This window comes from Actinoplanes sp. KI2 (assembly GCF_025630775.1).
Lineage (GTDB): Bacteria > Actinomycetota > Actinomycetes > Mycobacteriales > Micromonosporaceae > Actinoplanes.
Genome location: NZ_JAOSZE010000009.1, coordinates 143122 through 158168 on the forward strand (window position 1 = coordinate 143122; position 15047 = coordinate 158168).

Annotated in this window: 13 protein-coding genes; 4 read left to right on the top strand and 9 right to left on the bottom strand. The window is 70.2% G+C overall.

Annotated elements, in window-relative coordinates; all coding sequences use genetic code 11:
• Positions 1–148 precede the first annotated feature (148 nt).
• The 3 genes from ODJ79_RS11675 (at position 149) to ODJ79_RS11685 (ending at position 4120) form a co-directional block, all read left to right on the top strand.
• Positions 149–982, top strand: a complete 834-nt coding sequence (locus tag ODJ79_RS11675) for a Cof-type HAD-IIB family hydrolase (protein ID WP_263023399.1) — start codon at positions 149–151, stop codon at positions 980–982.
• Between the two features lie 57 nt (positions 983–1039).
• Positions 1040–2440 carry a GGDEF domain-containing protein gene (locus tag ODJ79_RS11680; protein ID WP_263023400.1) on the top strand — a complete coding sequence of 467 codons (1401 nt, stop codon included), beginning with the start codon at positions 1040–1042 and terminating at the stop codon, positions 2438–2440.
• A 78-nt stretch (positions 2441–2518) separates the two neighbouring features.
• Positions 2519–4120, top strand: coding sequence for a GGDEF domain-containing protein (locus tag ODJ79_RS11685; protein WP_263023401.1), 1602 nt, complete (start codon positions 2519–2521; stop codon positions 4118–4120).
• On the opposite strand, the gene ODJ79_RS11690 is transcribed toward ODJ79_RS11685, so the two are convergent.
• From ODJ79_RS11690 to ODJ79_RS11730, 9 genes are all read right to left on the bottom strand, one after another.
• Complete coding sequence (locus tag ODJ79_RS11690) at positions 4121–5338, bottom strand: hypothetical protein (RefSeq protein WP_263023402.1); 1218 nt, start codon at positions 5336–5338, stop codon at positions 4121–4123.
• On the bottom strand, positions 5335–5850 hold the full coding sequence (locus ODJ79_RS11695; protein ID WP_263023478.1) for a SigE family RNA polymerase sigma factor: 516 nt from the start codon (positions 5848–5850) through the stop codon (positions 5335–5337). Before ODJ79_RS11695 ends, ODJ79_RS11690 begins: the two co-directional genes overlap by 4 nt.
• Positions 5851–5957: 107 nt before the next feature.
• On the bottom strand, positions 5958–7994 hold the full coding sequence (locus tag ODJ79_RS11700; RefSeq protein WP_263023403.1) for a hypothetical protein: 2037 nt from the start codon (positions 7992–7994) through the stop codon (positions 5958–5960).
• Positions 7991–8641 carry a prepilin-type N-terminal cleavage/methylation domain-containing protein gene (locus tag ODJ79_RS11705; protein WP_263023404.1) on the bottom strand — a complete coding sequence of 217 codons (651 nt, stop codon included), beginning with the start codon at positions 8639–8641 and terminating at the stop codon, positions 7991–7993. Before ODJ79_RS11705 ends, ODJ79_RS11700 begins: the two co-directional genes overlap by 4 nt.
• Positions 8632–9075, bottom strand: a complete 444-nt coding sequence (locus ODJ79_RS11710) for a prepilin-type N-terminal cleavage/methylation domain-containing protein (RefSeq protein ID WP_263023405.1) — start codon at positions 9073–9075, stop codon at positions 8632–8634. The genes ODJ79_RS11705 and ODJ79_RS11710 overlap by 10 nt, the downstream gene beginning before the upstream one ends.
• Complete coding sequence (locus tag ODJ79_RS11715; protein ID WP_263023406.1) at positions 9075–10277, bottom strand: type II secretion system F family protein; 1203 nt, start codon at positions 10275–10277, stop codon at positions 9075–9077. Before ODJ79_RS11715 ends, ODJ79_RS11710 begins: the two co-directional genes overlap by 1 nt.
• A 3-nt stretch (positions 10278–10280) precedes the next feature.
• Positions 10281–12068: a GspE/PulE family protein gene (locus ODJ79_RS11720; protein ID WP_263023407.1), complete on the bottom strand. Its 1788-nt coding sequence runs from the start codon at positions 12066–12068 to the stop codon at positions 10281–10283.
• Positions 12065–13159 (bottom strand): type IV pilus twitching motility protein PilT, encoded by a 1095-nt coding sequence (locus tag ODJ79_RS11725; protein WP_263023408.1) that lies wholly within the window; start codon positions 13157–13159, stop codon positions 12065–12067. Before ODJ79_RS11725 ends, ODJ79_RS11720 begins: the two co-directional genes overlap by 4 nt.
• 81 nt (positions 13160–13240) lie before the next feature.
• A complete protein-coding gene (locus ODJ79_RS11730) occupies positions 13241–13573 on the bottom strand; it encodes a type II secretion system protein (RefSeq protein ID WP_263023409.1) in 333 nt (110 codons plus the stop codon).
• 682 nt (positions 13574–14255) lie between these two features.
• Here ODJ79_RS11730 and ODJ79_RS11735 point away from each other — a divergent pair.
• Positions 14256–15041: an isocitrate lyase/phosphoenolpyruvate mutase family protein gene (locus ODJ79_RS11735; RefSeq protein WP_263023410.1), complete on the top strand. Its 786-nt coding sequence runs from the start codon at positions 14256–14258 to the stop codon at positions 15039–15041.
• Positions 15042–15047 lie beyond the last annotated feature (6 nt).

Below are 15047 nucleotides of genomic sequence, written 5' to 3' on the forward strand. Positions count from 1 at the left end.
CCCAGGGCAGCACTCAAAGCTACGGCATGGGAACGCAAAATGACGACTGAATGACGGATAGGTGTCGACCGACACACGTCCTTCACCCGGGCCCGATGTCGGCCGGATTCGGCGACGCCGCCGCACCGAGCGGGGCACCATGAACGGGATGAGCGAGCAGACCACCCCGATCGCGGCGGTGCTGACCGACGTCGACGGCACCCTGGTCACCGGGCAGAAGACCCTCACCCCGCGGACCATCGACGCGGTACGCCGGCTCGACGAGCGCGGCGTGCTGTTCGCCATCACCAGCGGGCGCCCGCCGCGCGGCATGCGGATGCTGGTCGAGCCGCTCGGTGTGCACATGCCGATGGCCGCCTTCAACGGCGGCGCGATCGTGCTGCCCGACCTGACCGTCTTCGACGAACGCGACATCCCCGCCGACGTCGCGCCCGGCGTGATCGAGACCTGCCGGGGGCACGGCCTCTACGTGTGGATCTACACCGCCACCGAGTGGTACCTGACCGACCCCACCGCCCCGCACGCCGAACGGGAGGCCGACACCTGCCGGTTCCCGCCCACCGTCGTGCCGGACTACGACCCGTACCTCGATCGGGTCGTCAAGATCGTAGGCGTCGGCGACGACCACGACCTGGTCGCGCGGGCCGAGCTGGCCGTGCAGCAGCGGTACGGCACGCACGTCTCGGCGGCCCGCTCCCAGCCGCACTACCTGGACGTGACCCACCCGACCGCGAACAAGGGAGTCGTCGTCGACCGCCTCTCCGACCGGTTCAGCGTGCCGCGCGAGCAGATCGCGACCTTCGGCGACCAGGACAGCGACACGCTGATGTTCCGGCGCAGCGGGATCAGCGTCGCGATGGGCAACGCGGACGAGGCGGTGCAGCGGCAGGCGACGTACGTGACCGGATCGAACGAGCAGGACGGCTTCGCCGACGCGGTCGAGCGATACGTCCTGCCCCGCGCGGTGGCCGCGCCCGTCTGAGCGGTGATCGCCGACACCGGCCCTCATTTTCGATGGGATACGACCGACTAGCCGGTTGTGTCGCGGCTGCGCCTGTACCTCGGCTTGACCGCCGTCCTGATGGTGACCTACCTGATGTGGCCGGCGGAGCTACAAGGCTGGCCGATGCTCGCGGTCACCCTCAGCCCGCTGCCCGCTCTGCTGCTGGGTCTGCGACGCGCCCGGCCCGGAACTCGGCTGGCGTGGTGGCTGCTGCTGGCCGGGACCGTCGTCTACAACATCGGCGACGCGGTGTGGGCCTGGCAGCTCACCGTCGCCGGGCAGGCGGTCGCCGACGCCGACGCCGTCGTGCGCCTGAGCATGACCGGCGGCGGCGGGCTGATCCTGGCGGCCGCGCTGGTCGTGGTGCTGCGACGCGGCCGCGCGGACATCGGCGGCATCATCGACTCGGTGATCGCCGCCGCCGGGCTGGCCGGAATTTTCTGGAGCATCGTCCTGCTGCCCGCGATGACCGCCCGCGGCGTGCCGACCGATCAGCAGTTCAGTCGCTTCCTCAACGTCTTCCTGGTGGCCGCGACGCTGGGTGCGCTGATGCGGGTCTCCCTCGTCGCCGACCGGTGGGTGCGGTCCGTCCAGTTCCTCGGCGCGTCCGTCGCGTTCGCGCTGCTGTCGAACGCCTCCGCCGCGCTGGGCGCCGACTGGGCGAACATGCCGTACATGGCGGCCTTCATCGCGGTCGGCTGCGCCGCGTTGCACCCCTCGATGGTCGAGCTGACCACGCTGGGCCGCACCCCCGTCGACGACCTGAGCACCGCCCGCCTGGTCTTTCTCGGCATCATGCTGGCGATCGTCCCGCTCCTCGGCGGCGGCCGGGCTGTGCTGGGACTGCCCACCGACGGCGTGCTCACGATCTCGTCCGTCGGCATGATTCCGCTGGTCATGGTGCGGATCGGCCGGATGTCGACGGCACGGCGCAAGGCTGAGCAGGCCCTGCACCGGATGGCCACCTCGGACCCGCTGACCGGTCTGCCGAACCGCGCCGCCTGCGTCACCCGGATCAACGCCGAACTGGCGGCCGGGCCGGACGAGCTCACCGTGCTCTTCTGCGACCTGGACGGCTTCAAACCGGTCAACGACCGGCTCGGCCACGCCGCCGGCGACGCGCTGCTCGTCGCCGTGGCCGACCATCTCCGCGGCGGCATGCGCGGCGCCGACCTGGTCAGCCGCTTCGGCGGCGACGAGTTCGTGATCGTGTGCCGCGGCCGGGGAGCCGACGACGCGATGGTCGACCGGATTCAAACCCTGGTCTCGCGGGCACTCCGCGCCGACAAGGCGGAGGTGCGCATCGGCGTCAGCGTGGGCATCGCCCGGGCCCGCGCGGGCGACACCAGCGACGACGTTCTCGGCCGCGCGGACCTGGCGATGTACGAGGCCAAGAAGCGCAAGGAGATCGGCTTCGTCAGCGTGGCCTGCGCCTAGCGCTCCGGTCTGCGGCAGTTTCCTCAAGCCGGGCCGGGCGCTGCCGATCTGGTGCACGCGGCGAGGAGGAGAAAGAACATGGATTCAGGCGCCGGTGCGCTGCACCTTTCGTCCTCGCTGCTGGAGCTGGAGGACCGGATCCGCTGGAAGCCGATGGCGAGCCTCGCGCTCGCGCGGCAGTACGAGCAGCAGGCGATGGCTCTGGGGGACCCGCTGCTGGCCGCGCGGGCGCGCCTGTGCCAGGCCAACATGCAGTCGCGCTCGGGTGACCTGGCCGGCGCCACCCGGCAGATCTGGACCGTGTTCGACTGGGCGAGCGAGCATCAGGACCTCCAGCTGCTGGCCCGTACCCACCTGATCTGGGCGAACGTGCATCGCAACCTGGGCGACGCGGCGCAGTGCCTGGAGCAGTCGATGCTCTCGGTCGAGCTGCTCGACGACACGGCCACCGCGCACATGCAAATCTGGCACCGCGTGAAGCTGGCCGACGCCCTGTGCATGTCGGGGATGGTCGAGGCCGCCCGGGTGCGGTACCGGCAGAGCGCCGACCTGGCGGTGGAGCTGCGGCGGCCCGAGTTGCTGCTGGGGCTGCTCAACAACTGGGCCTACTGGGAGCTGGCCACCGACAACTTCGCCGAGGCCCAGCAGGTCGCCGGCCAGCTCATCGAGCACGCCCGCGACCACGGGTACGATCTGACGCCGCCGGATCTCGACACGCTCGGCTCCATCGAGATCGCCGTCGGCCGGCCCGCCGAGGCCGTACGGCTGGTCCAGCTCGCCATTCAGCAGCACGGCCTGGAGGGGCAGGACGACGCCGACACGCTGGCGGAATGCAACCTCACCCTGGCCCGGGCGCAGCGCAGCCTCGGCGCGCACGGCGAGGCTCAGGACAGCCTGGACCGCTGCCGCACGCTGAGCGTCGAGCGGGGCCTGAGCGAGGTGCTGGTTCGTGCGCATCAGGAACAGGCGGAGCTGTACGCCGCCCAGGACCGCTTCGCCGAGGCGTTCGCCGAGCACAAGGCGTTCTTCGCGGCGCACCGGCGGCTACGGTCGCGCCAGCGGGAGGCCGAGTCCCTGACCCGGCAGGCGATGTTCGAGACCGCCGAGGCGCGGAAAGAGGCGGAGCGGTTCCGCGAGCAGGCCCGGCGGGACTCGCTCACCGGCCTGCACAACCGCCGCTACGTCGACGAGAACCTGCCGGCCCTGCTCACCGGCAAGACCGACGTCGCGGTCGCGGTCGCCGACATCGACCACTTCAAGTCGATCAACGATCAGCTGTCGCACGCGGTCGGCGACCGGGTGCTCGCGGTGGTGGCGACGGTGCTGCAGCGCGAGCAGCTGGCACTGGCGCCGGAGGGATTCGTGGCGCGGCTGGGCGGCGAGGAGTTCCTGCTGGTCCTGCCCGGCGTGTCGGCCGGCGCCGCCCATGCCGCGCTGGATCGGATCCGGTTGGCCGTCGGGTGCCATGACTGGGCGGGCCTCACCGCCGGCATGCCGGTCACGGTCAGCATCGGCGTCACGCACTCCGGGCTCCTGCCGGAACCCACCCAGCCGGCCCTGCTGGCCGTCGCCGACCGGCATCTCTACGCCGCCAAGCGCCAGGGCCGCAACCGGGTGGTCACCGGCTGCCCCGAGGACGGCGCCGGCCTGCAGCCGGCGACGACCGCGGGCGTACGCTGATCAGTCCCGGAACTCGATGGTGAGTGCCGCTCGGTCGTTGGCCTGGTTCGGATCGTTGTAGCCCTCCAGCGGGATCACGTCGGTGGCCGGGTCGAAGTAGAACTTCTGGTGGCGCCGCGGCGAGTCGACGTGCAGCGTGATCCGGCGAGTCGTCCCGCCGGCGAGCTTGGCGCCGGTGCAGACGACCTCCGTCATCCCGCCGCCGGGCAAGGTTGCGCTACAACCGTGCGGCAGATTGACCAGCCGCATGTCATCCGCGATGAGGGTGTCCGTCTTGTACGGGATTGCCGAGGTGCCGGTGTTGCGCACCGTCAACGTCATCGAACCCGCGTAGTGGCCGTTCCCCTGCCGGCTCAGAACGAGGTTGCTGCTGGTCAGCTCGAGGTCCGTGGCGTACGCGTTGGTGGTGTGTGCCGCCGTACCCTGCTGGACGAAGGCCGACCCGTTCCAGCCGAACGTCAGCCACTGCCGGGTGACGTACCGCTCGTTGGCCGAACTGGGATCGGCACACCGCCAGGGCACCGGAAAATCGGCGATCTCGACCTGGACCGTGCCGCTCGCGCCGGCGCGCACCCCACAGAGGGCATCCACGTCGCCGCCCTGCTGGAGGACCGAGCCGACCGTGCGCACCTCGCCGCCAGGCCCCGGTGTGAAGGCCACGACCTGCGACCCGACGTCGTTGGGTCCGTTCATGCAAAAGACACGAGCGAACGTTTCCGCCCGGCCATCCCGATCGACGTCGGCGTAGGCGACCCCGGCGATCCACAGAGCGACGCCGTCGGACTGAGTGTCGCCGTTCCGGAGCCGAACCGGGCCAGTCGGGCATTTCACATTGCCCATCTCGGCCGCCCACGCGGGCAGGTTGAGCGTGGCGGAGTAGAGCGCCGCCTCGGTGATGCCGCCGGCCGGAGCCGTCGTCGACGGGTGGGTGCTCTCGCCCGGTCCGATGAAGTAGGGCTCCCCGGAGGCGGAGGGGTCCGGGGCGACCGACGAGTTCGCCGGAGGGCCGTGCGGATCGCCGGTCAACACCGCGTCGGCCATCAGCGGGATGGCGACGACCAGGGCGGCCAACGCCGCGATCGTGATGGTGCGGTTGCGGTTGCGGGTGCGCATGACTTCCCGGGTACGGTCGGCACCGACCGGCTTCACCAGGGGAGCCGCCTGGTTGCGGAACTCGTCGAACGCGGCGGTCAGCGGATCGTGATCGAAGTTGGTCATCTGTCGTCCTCCTTCTCGGCGAGGCGAGCGGCCAGCGCCGCGCGGCCGCGGTGCAGCCACGCCTTGACGGTCCCCTCGGGCACGCCGACCTGGTCCGCGATGTCCCGCACCGACTGATCGGCGAGGTAGTGCAGGATGACCACCCGACGATGCTGGGCGGGCAGGGTCGCGAGCGCGCCGGCCAGCGCGACCCGGTCCGGGCCCGGGGCAGGAACGTCCTCCATCCGGTGCTTACGAAGGAAGAGGGCAGCCGTACGGGCGCGGCGCCACTGACTGACCGCCAGATTCCACGCGACCCGGCGCACCCAGCCCAGCGGATCGTCCAGCGCGGCCACCCGCTTCCACCGGGCCAGGGCGCGGCAGAACGCCTCCTGCACCAGGTCCTGAGCGCCGGGCAGATCACCGGTGTACGCGTACAGCTGGATCGTCAGCGACTGGAAGTGAGCGGCGTAGAAGCCGTCGAAGTCCAGGTCGGGCGGCCGGCCGGCATCCACCTCGCGATCATGGCGCACTGCGACCACGGTGCCCTCTCCCTCCCCCGTTGCGCCCGGTGGGCCGGCCGCTCAGGGGTTACACGCCTGACGACCGGCTCCGGTTACAGAGCGAGCGACAAATTCTGCTAGCCGGTCGGGGTCCAGTTCAGGATGGCTATCTGGCGTTTGCCGGCGACCGGCGCGGACGGGTTCGCGTCGACGATCGCCACCTTGGCCCGGAGGCTGGGGCTGCCGGTCGTGGAGCAGGTGGCGGAGCCGGGGCAGACGTACGCGGTGAGGTAGACGGCGTAGGCGAAGCCGGGGGCGTCGTCGGGGACCTCGATGACCGGGCCGATGTAGGCGAAGCTGCCGGTCTGCTTGATCTGCAGGGAACGGCTGATCACGCCGAAGCGGAAGACCTGCTCGGAGAGGTTGTTCAGGCTGATGTCGAGGGCGGCCTTGGGCGTGTACGTGGTGCCCTGCACGTAGAACTGGCTGCCGGGGCTGTTCGTGGTGGTGATGACCGAGCACCCACCGGCGTTCAGGCCGGTGGTCACGCAGCCGGTCTCGGCGCGCAGGGCCGGGGTCACATAGGACAGATCCAGCTGGATGGCATCGATGGACTCGGTGTCGTTCTTGTCGCCGACGGTGCTGGTGACCTCGATCTGGGCGCCGGTGAAGGTGCCGGCGTAGATCAAGCCGGCCAGGCCGTTGACGGCCGTGGTGAGGGCCACCGGCGTCGTGTCGGTGTACCAGCTGCTGCCGCCCTTCTCCCCCGGGATCAGGGTGGTCGCGGCGGCCGTTCCGCCGGTCGGGGTGAGGGTGACCTTGAGGCTGTCGGCGTTGGCCGTGTCCTCGTGGTGGTGGACCACGCGCACGGTCGCGCTCTTGAGAATGGACCCCACCGGAATGGCCGTCGTCGGCGTGACGCCGACCGTGAGCTTGCCGCTCAGCTGGCCGTTCGTGCTCTTGTAGCCGGCCGCGGTGCCGCCGATGGCACCAAGGTCGGCCACCGTGGCGGTCTTGTAGTCGTCGGCGGCCGGCACGCTGGTCACGGCCAGCGTCTTGGTGGTGGTCGACTCGGTTCCGGAGGTCAGGCCGTAGACGGCGACCGGCGGCTTCGTCGGGTCGATGGCGCCGCTGTCGGTGTTCCAACCGCCGCAGATCTCCGCCTGACCGGCCTTGACCACCATCTGGCTGTCGCCGCCGAAGATGAACTGCACGCCACTGGCATTGGGGTTGTCGATCGGGTTGATGCAGGCGCCTGGGATTGCCGTCGAGGCGGACAGGGTGCCGGTCGGCACACCGGCCACCAGCGTGCCGTCGTTGATCGTCCAGACGTTGCTGCCGTAGTCGAGCAGCGGATTGTTGTTCGTGCCGGAGTTGTGGAAGTCGAAGTAGTACGTGCCCGGCTGGAACCACCACAGGCTTCCGGAGCACTTGCTGCTGTTGGTCATCATGTCGGAGAGCTTCGCCGCGTCGTCGTAGTAGCCGGGGCTGAACTTCACGACCGAGTTCTTGGTGGTGCAGGCCGGCAGCGGCTGGAGTGCCGGGGCGGTGGTGATCTTCGGTGCGTATCCGGGGTCGTCGCCGAGCGGGTTGGCCGCGCTCGACGAGCACTGCGGCGGCGGCGTGCTCTGGATCGTGCCGATGCAGGCGCCCTTGGCGTAGACACCGCTGCTGGCCGTCACCGATCCGCTGGTCACGTTGATCGTCGAGTTCGAGTAGATGCCGCCGTGCACCCGGAAGGTGGAGGTGGCGCTGTTCGGCTGCGTGATCTTCAGGCCGTCCTCGCCCGGCGCGGTCCCGAGCGTCAGGATCGCGTTGCCGGGCCGGTTGCAGTTGGACAGCGACGGGCACTGGATCCGCACCGCCGTCGACGGGTCGGAGCTGCACTTCACGGCCGCCGAGGTGGTGCCCTCGAAGGACGGCAGCGTCAGGGTGTTCGACGACCCGAAGCAGTTCCCGCTCGCGGTCGACGTGCCGTTGCGGAGGTTGTTGATCGCGGCCTGCACGGCACCGTCGGCGTCCGCGCCGGCCGAGGCCTGGTCGCGCAGGTTGATCGTGGTGCGCAGGCTGGTGTCGGCGTAGGTCAGCAGCGCGCCCAGCACCACCGCGACGACCGAGATCACGATCAGGACGAGGATCAGCACCGCGCCCTCGTCGTCGGGTCGGCGTTTCACTGTTGCCTCCGGTGGCCGGTCAGCGTGATCGGGTAGGGGTCCGCGCCCGGCACCGTGACCGAGAACGCGAGGGTCACTGTCTGCGGCACCGAGGTGCCGTCGCAGGTCGTGGGGGCCGCGCAGGACACGGAGAACGTCGACGGGTCGACGTTGTGCGCGACCACGATGTCGGTGGTGGCGCCGTTGGTGCAGAACAGCCGGTGCAGCTCGCTCGTCGCGCCGGCCGGCGCGAGGTAGTACGCCACGATCCGGGTGTTGCGGATGGCCGGGCTGACCGAGGTGTCCCAGTCGTCGGCCAGCAGCCGCACCTTCGCGGCCGGCGTCGCGGTGGTGCCACAGACCTGGCCATCGGCGTCGAAGGCCGCGTTCAGCTGGATCGAGGCCTTGAACGGAATGGTCCCGCCGGGACCGGTCGCCGAGAGGTCCCGCAGGCCGACCGCGGTCACGTCGCGGGCCACATAGGCGGCGCTGATCTGGGCTTCCCGGGACAGCGTCATCCGGGCGGAGGTGGCATCGGTGTTCCGGAAGTACAGGATCAACGCATCGCCCAGCGGGACCACGACGATCGCCGTGATGACGACCACGAGCAGCAGCTCGATGAGGGTGAAGCCGGCGTCGTCCCGCGCGGCCCTGGAGGTCAGCCGCATAGCGCATCCGCCAGTCCGCACGGCTTGCGCACCACGATGACGAGTCGCTCGACCGCCCGCGAGTCGCTGCTCGCGACCTGGAGGTCGAGCTGCCGCAGACCCTTGTCCGTCGAGCAACTGCTCGACCACGCCGAGCCCGTCCAGTAGCCGACCTTCGCGATCGACGCGGAATAGCCCGCCGGCGGGGTGAAGCTCGGGGTGAGAGCGGCACACCCGGCCGGGTATCCCCCGGCATCGACCGTACGGCTGATCGCCTCGGCGAAGTTGCGCAGGGTCACGCCGGCGGTGGTCTGCTTGCGGTGGATGTCGGAGACCATGATGCCGGTGACCAGGCAGCCCAGCACGGCCACCACGGCGGTCGACATGATGGCGATCGCGACGACCAGTTCGATCAAGGTCTCGCCACTGTCCGAGCGGCCTCCGGCGGCCCGCATCAGACGTGGACCTGATTGAAGATGCCGTACATCGCGGAGACCAGCGCGACCGCGACAAAGCCCACAATACCGCCCATTACGATGATCATCACTGGCTCAAAGAGGGCCGTGAGCTTCTTGATCTTGTAATCCAGCTCGCCCTCGTAGTACTTGGCGGTCACCTCGAGCTGCGCGTCCAGGGTGCCGGTCTCCTCGCCGACGCGGATCATCCGGGCCGCGGTGCCGGGGAACAGACCGGTGGCGGAGAGCGGGCCAGCCAGGCCCTCACCCTGGAGAACCCGTTCGCTCACCCGGGTGAGCGCCCGGACGAAGACCAGGTTGTTCAGCGAGGAGGTAGAGACATACAGGGCGGACGGCAGCGGGACGCCGGCGCCAACCATCGAGGCGAAGATCCGGCAGAACCGTTCCACCAGGGTGAACTGGATGGTGCTTCCGAGCACGGGGACGCGGAGGAAAACACGCTCCAGGGCATGGCGCCCCGAGTCGGTCCGCAGCGCGACGAAGATCGCCAGAGCCAGGCCCACGGCAACGGCGAGCAGCGCCCACCACCACTGGGTGACGAAGTCGGTGGCGGCCAGCATCATCCGGGTCGGCAGCGGGAGCTTGGCGTCCAGGTCGGCGAAGAAGGTCTTGAAGCGCGGCAGCACGAAGCCGGCCAGGATGACGACCGTGACCACCGACATGACGGCGATCATGATCGGGTAGATCATGGCCGACGTGATCCGGCGCCGAGCCTCCAGGTCGCGTTCGAGGTAGCGCGCCAGCTGGGCCAGGACGATGTCGAGCTGCCCGGTCAGCTCCGCCGACCGCAGGATGCCACGGTAGAACTCCGGGAAGACCTTCGGATGCTGGTCGAAGCAGTCGGAGAGCGTCTCGCCGCGGCGCAGTCCCTCCTCGACCCCGGCCATCATCTTGCGGATCGCCGAGTTGCTCGCCTCGGCGCCGAGGGTGTGCACCGCGTCGACGATGGTCAGGCCGGCCGCGATGAACGCGCCGAGCTGCCGGGACAGGTGCATGACCTCCTCCCGCTTGACGCGCGGCGAGGTCAGCTCCAGCTGCAGCGCGCTCTTCTTCTCGGCCAGCCGGACGCCGCGCAGGTCCCGCTCGTAGAGCGCCAGCTCGGCGGCTTCCCGGGAGTCGGCCTTGTGCACGCCGGTGACCTCGTGGCCGTCCGGGCGCACCGCGGTATAGGTGAATTTCATCGGTCAGCTCCCCGGTACGTAGATCGAGCGGAGGATCTCGGCGGGCGTGGTCACACCGTCCGCCACCAGCCGCGCCGCCTCCTCCTGGAGGGTGCGCAGGCCTTCCTTACGGGCGGTCTCGCGGATCTCGTCGTGCCCCGCGCGGGCCAGGATGTGGGCGCGGATGGCCTCGGTGACCGGCATCATCTCGTAGACGCCGACCCGGTCCAGATAGCCGGTGTGCGCGCAGAAATTGCAGCCCGCCCCGCGGATGAAGCCGCCCTGAGGAGGCCGGCCGCCGATCGCCGCGAGCAGCGCCAGCTCCTGCTGCGAGGGCTGGTACCGCTCGGTGCAGTGCCGGCAGATCCGGCGGACGAGGCGCTGGGCGATCACAGCGGTGACCGAGGAGGCCACGAGGAAGTGCTCGATGCCCATGTCGAGCAGCCGGTGCAGGGCCGAGACGGTGTCGGTGGCGTGCAGCGAGGAGAGCACGAAGTGCCCGGTCAGCGCGGACTGGACGGCGATCCGGGCGGTCTCCACGTCGCGGATCTCACCGACCAGGATCACGTCCGGGTCCTGCCGGAGGATCGACCGCAGGCCGTCGGCAAAGGTGAGCCCGGCCGCCTCGTTGATCTGGATCTGATTGATCGACGGGAACGTGTACTCGACCGGGTCCTCGATCGTCATGATGTTGCGCTCGGGGCTGTTGATCTCGTTCAGCGAGCCGTACAGCGTGGTGGTCTTGCCGCTGCCGGTCGGGCCGGCGCAGATCACCATCCCGTACGGGGCGCGCAGCAGCGTCGAGTACCGGGCGGTCATCTGCTGGCTCATGCCGAGCTTGGCGAGCTCGTAGAGCGGGCGGCTCTTGTCGAGCAGCCGCATCACGACCTTCTCGCCGCCCACCACCGCGGTCGTCGACACCCGGATGTCGACCGGGGTGCCCTCGACCTCCGTGCTGATCTGGCCGTCCTGCGGCCGGCGGCGCTCGACGATGTTCATGCCGCCGAGGATCTTGATGCGGCTGACCAGCGCGGCACCCATCGAGCCGGGCAGGTCGAGCATGTCGTGCAGGGCGCCGTCGATGCGGAACCGCACCCGGAGGCGCTCGCCCTGCGGTTCGATGTGCACGTCCGAGGCCCGGTCGCGCAGCGCCTGCGTGAGGATCATCTGGACGACCTGGACCACCGGCGCGTCCTCGTGCGCGGCCGGCGAGGCGGCGCGGGCGACGTCGCGGCGGCCGATCTCGCGGGCTTCGAAGGCCTTGATGTGTACGCCGACGCCGCTCAGCGCGCGGTAGCCGTTGCCGATCGCGCGCACGATCTCGGTCTGCGGCGCGACCCGGAGCGTGACGACCTTGCCGGTCGCCCGGACGAGCGCCTTGCCGACCGCCTCGGACGGCAACGCGACCGCGACCGTGACCTCGTCGTCCCGCAGGGCAACGGGGATGGCGAGCAACTCCCGGGCGGTGGCCTCGTCCAGCAACGCGACGGCGGACTCCTCCGGGGTGACCTGGCGCAGGTCGATGACGGGGAGGCCGTGCTGGTGAGCGATCGCGCGGGCGACGTTGCGATCGCTGACCGCGCCGCTCTCGACCAGCAGCTGGCCCAGGCGCTTGCCGGTGCCGCGCTGCGCGGCGTCCAGTGCGGCCAGCACGTCCTCGCGCTTGGCCAGACCCGCGTGGACCAGCAACTCCCCGAGGCGCTTGCCGCCGTTCTCGATCGCCAGGTCGGCGGGCCGGACCGGCGCGGGAAGTACCGCGACGGTGTCGCGGGGTTCGGCGGCCGTCTGCTCGGCCCGGTTGCGCAGCTTCATGAGCCGGCACCGATCCGGACGCGGGGACGAGCCTCGATGTCGCGCGGGTAGAGGCTGCGGGCGACCGCGTCCTCGTAGCTGATGATGCCGTTCTGCAGCAGGGTGGAGAGCGACTGCTCCAGCGTCTGCATGCCCTCGCGCTGGCCGCTGACCAGCGCGTTGCGCAGCTGGTGCTGCTTGCCTTCCTTGATCAGGTTGCGCACCGCGGTGTCGGCGACCAGCACCTCGTACGCGGCGACCATGCCACCGTTGAGGCGCGGGACGAGTCGCTGGTAGACGATGCCGGTCAGGGCGGCGGCCAGCTGGACCCGGATCTGGGCCTGCTGGTGCGCCGGGAAGACGTCGATGATGCGGGCCAGCGCCTGGCTGGTGTCGTTCGTGTGCAGGGTGGCGAAGACGAGGTGGCCGGTCTCGGCCAGGGTGAGGGCGAACTGGATCGACTCCAGGTCCCGCATCTCGCCGACCAGCAGGACGTCGGGGTCCTCGCGGAGGGCGGCCCGCAGCGCGTCGGAGAACGACTTGGTGTCGGTGCCGACCTCGCGCTGGCTCACCATCGAGCGGCGGTGCTCGTGCAGGTACTCGATCGGGTCCTCGATCGTGACGATGTGGCATGCCCGGTCGTAGTTGATCTGGTTGATCACCGAGGCCAGGGTGGTCGACTTGCCCGAGCCGGTCGGGCCGGTGACCAGGACGAGACCCTGGTGCTGGCGCGCGAAGGTACCGAGCACCGGCGGCAAGCCAAGCTGGGCCATGCTCGGGATCTGGGCGGGGATCATCCGGAGCGCGATCGCGGTCTCGCCGCGCTGCCGGAACGCGTTGCCGCGGATCCGGGCGTTGTCGCGCCAGGTGAAGGAGAAGTCGTACTCGTGGTTGTCCGTCCGCTCGGCGGCCTGCTCCTGGGTGAGCAGCTCGGCGAGCAGCTCCTCGGTGTCCGCGCCGGTCAGCACCGGGGCCTCGGTCACCGGGCGCAGTTGCCCGTCGACGCGGATCTGCGGCTGCATGCCGGCGGTCAGCAGCAGGTCGCTGCCGCGCGACTGCCAGAGGACGTCGAGGAGCGCATCGGCGCGGCCACCGATCCCGGACAAGTACACGAGAACCTCCGAATGTGGACGAACAGGCAAGAGGAACGGCCGGGGCGGACAAACTTCGTCCCGCCCCGGCCGGGCAGCGATTTACGCGGCGGGGCAGTCCGCCACGACGGGCGCGGTGTCGGCGTCGGTGAAGGTGACGGTCGAGGACGGCTGCGACTTGAGGTAGGTCGGGTAAAGCTGGTTCATGGCGGTCGGGTACTTGAAGTTGTTCTTGGCGTAGTAGGCCTGGATTGCGATCTCGACGTTCTTCTTGTCCGAGACGCAGACCGCGTGCTTGCCGTCGTTCTTGAAGGCGTCGACGCCGAAGATGGTGATGCCGGCCAGCAGGCCGATGACCACGACGACGATCAGGAGCTCGATGAGGGTGAAGCCCTCGTCGTTCTTGCGGGCGGCCTGCAGACGCTGACGAAGCATGATGTTCTGCTTTCTCTAGGGGTCGCCGCCGGGGCGGCAGAAAAAGGACGTGCGGTGCCCGCCGCCCGGGTGGGCGACCGGCGTTCGGTGCGTGAGGTGGTGCGTAACGGACCGGCTCGAATCGGGGAAGTGCCAGGTCAGCGAGTTGCCGGCCGGGCGATCGAGGGGAAGTCCGTCCATCCGGAGCGTCGGGCCTGGCTTGCTGTCCCGTACGCCTCGATGCCGTTGCGGCTCGATCCGGATGAAGTCATGCGGTCACCGAGGACACGCAGGGGCAAGGGTCGTGAGATCTCTTGCCCGCGTCCGGCTTCTGGCCGGACTGCGGCACGGTCAGCTCGACTGCGCGGCCGCGCCGGAGCCGGGGCTCGGGGCGGTCCATTTCGCGAAGGGGGTGGCGACGGCGAGGCCGATTGCCGATACCGGCTTGCGGTAGGTGAGCTTCATGTCCGTGCTCCTCGAGGGCGTCGGCCGGAAACCGGCCGAAATCCTTCGGGGTCGGTTTCGCCTCTTGCTCCCTGCCGGACCGAGGGCGACCATGTCGTCCGGCAGATCATCGCTTCCCGGCGGCTCTGGTGAACCGCTGCGCATAGTTAAGACGGACTTTTCACCCACCACATCATCCGTTTGGTCACCCTTTATGCGGCAAATAGGGCATCGACCGGACGGTCTAGGGTCGGAAGTGATGATTGATCCCAGTGGGAAGGCCCAGCTGCTCCGCCGGCTGCATCACGAGCCGGAGATTCTCGTCCTGGTCAACGTGTGGGACGTCGCGAGCGCCCGGACGATGGCCGGTCTGCCCGGATGCCGGGCGATCGCCACCGCGAGCTGGTCGGTCGCGGCCTCGCTCGGCGTTCCCGATCACGAGCGGCTCACGCGCGCCGACATGCTTGCCGCCGTCGGCCGGATCGCGGCGGGCGTCGACCTGCCGGTCACCGCCGACCTGGAGTCCGGCTACGGCGCGAACCCGGCCGAGGTCGGCGAGACCATCGCTCGGGCGATCGGCGCCGGGATCGCCGGCTGCAACCTCGAGGACCGGGATCGGCCGGTCGCCGAGGCGGCCGCCCGGATCGAGGCCGCGCGGAACGCCGCCGAGGCCGAGGGCGTCCCGATAGTCGTGAACGCCCGGGTGGACATGCCCGTCGCGACGCCGGAGCAGATCGACCGCGCGGTGGCCCGCGGCCGGGCGTATCTGGACGCGGGCGCCGACTGCGTCTTCCCGATCCGGATCCGGGACGTCGCCGTTCTCGAGCAGTTCGTGTCGCGGGTGGCCGCTCCCGTCAACGCGTTCGCCGCACCGGGCGGTCCGTCCGTGGCGGAGCTGGCGGCCCTCGGCGTCGCCCGGGTGAGCTTCGGACCGGGGCCGCTGGGCGCCGCACTGCTTGCCCTGCGCGCCACCGGCGAGACCCTGCTCGCCGGTGGCGCCGTGGACCCGGCGATGGCATTCCGCCCGCCGATGAACGAAGCCTGACCGGCC

Excerpts from the sequence above, each read along its gene's own strand:
- ODJ79_RS11675 (WP_263023399.1), top strand. The coding sequence starts at position 149 with ATGAGCGAGCAGACCACCCCGATCGCGGCGGTGCTGACCGACGTCGAC.
- ODJ79_RS11685 (WP_263023401.1), top strand. The coding sequence starts at position 2,519 with ATGGATTCAGGCGCCGGTGCGCTGCACCTTTCGTCCTCGCTGCTGGAG.
- ODJ79_RS11690 (WP_263023402.1), bottom strand. The coding sequence starts at position 5,338 with ATGACCAACTTCGATCACGATCCGCTGACCGCCGCGTTCGACGAGTTC.
- ODJ79_RS11705 (WP_263023404.1), bottom strand. The coding sequence starts at position 8,641 with ATGCGGCTGACCTCCAGGGCCGCGCGGGACGACGCCGGCTTCACCCTC.
- ODJ79_RS11710 (WP_263023405.1), bottom strand. The coding sequence starts at position 9,075 with ATGCGGGCCGCCGGAGGCCGCTCGGACAGTGGCGAGACCTTGATCGAA.
- ODJ79_RS11715 (WP_263023406.1), bottom strand. The coding sequence starts at position 10,277 with ATGAAATTCACCTATACCGCGGTGCGCCCGGACGGCCACGAGGTCACC.
- ODJ79_RS11720 (WP_263023407.1), bottom strand. The coding sequence starts at position 12,068 with ATGAAGCTGCGCAACCGGGCCGAGCAGACGGCCGCCGAACCCCGCGAC.
- ODJ79_RS11730 (WP_263023409.1), bottom strand. The coding sequence starts at position 13,573 with ATGCTTCGTCAGCGTCTGCAGGCCGCCCGCAAGAACGACGAGGGCTTC.
- ODJ79_RS11735 (WP_263023410.1), top strand. The coding sequence starts at position 14,256 with ATGATTGATCCCAGTGGGAAGGCCCAGCTGCTCCGCCGGCTGCATCAC.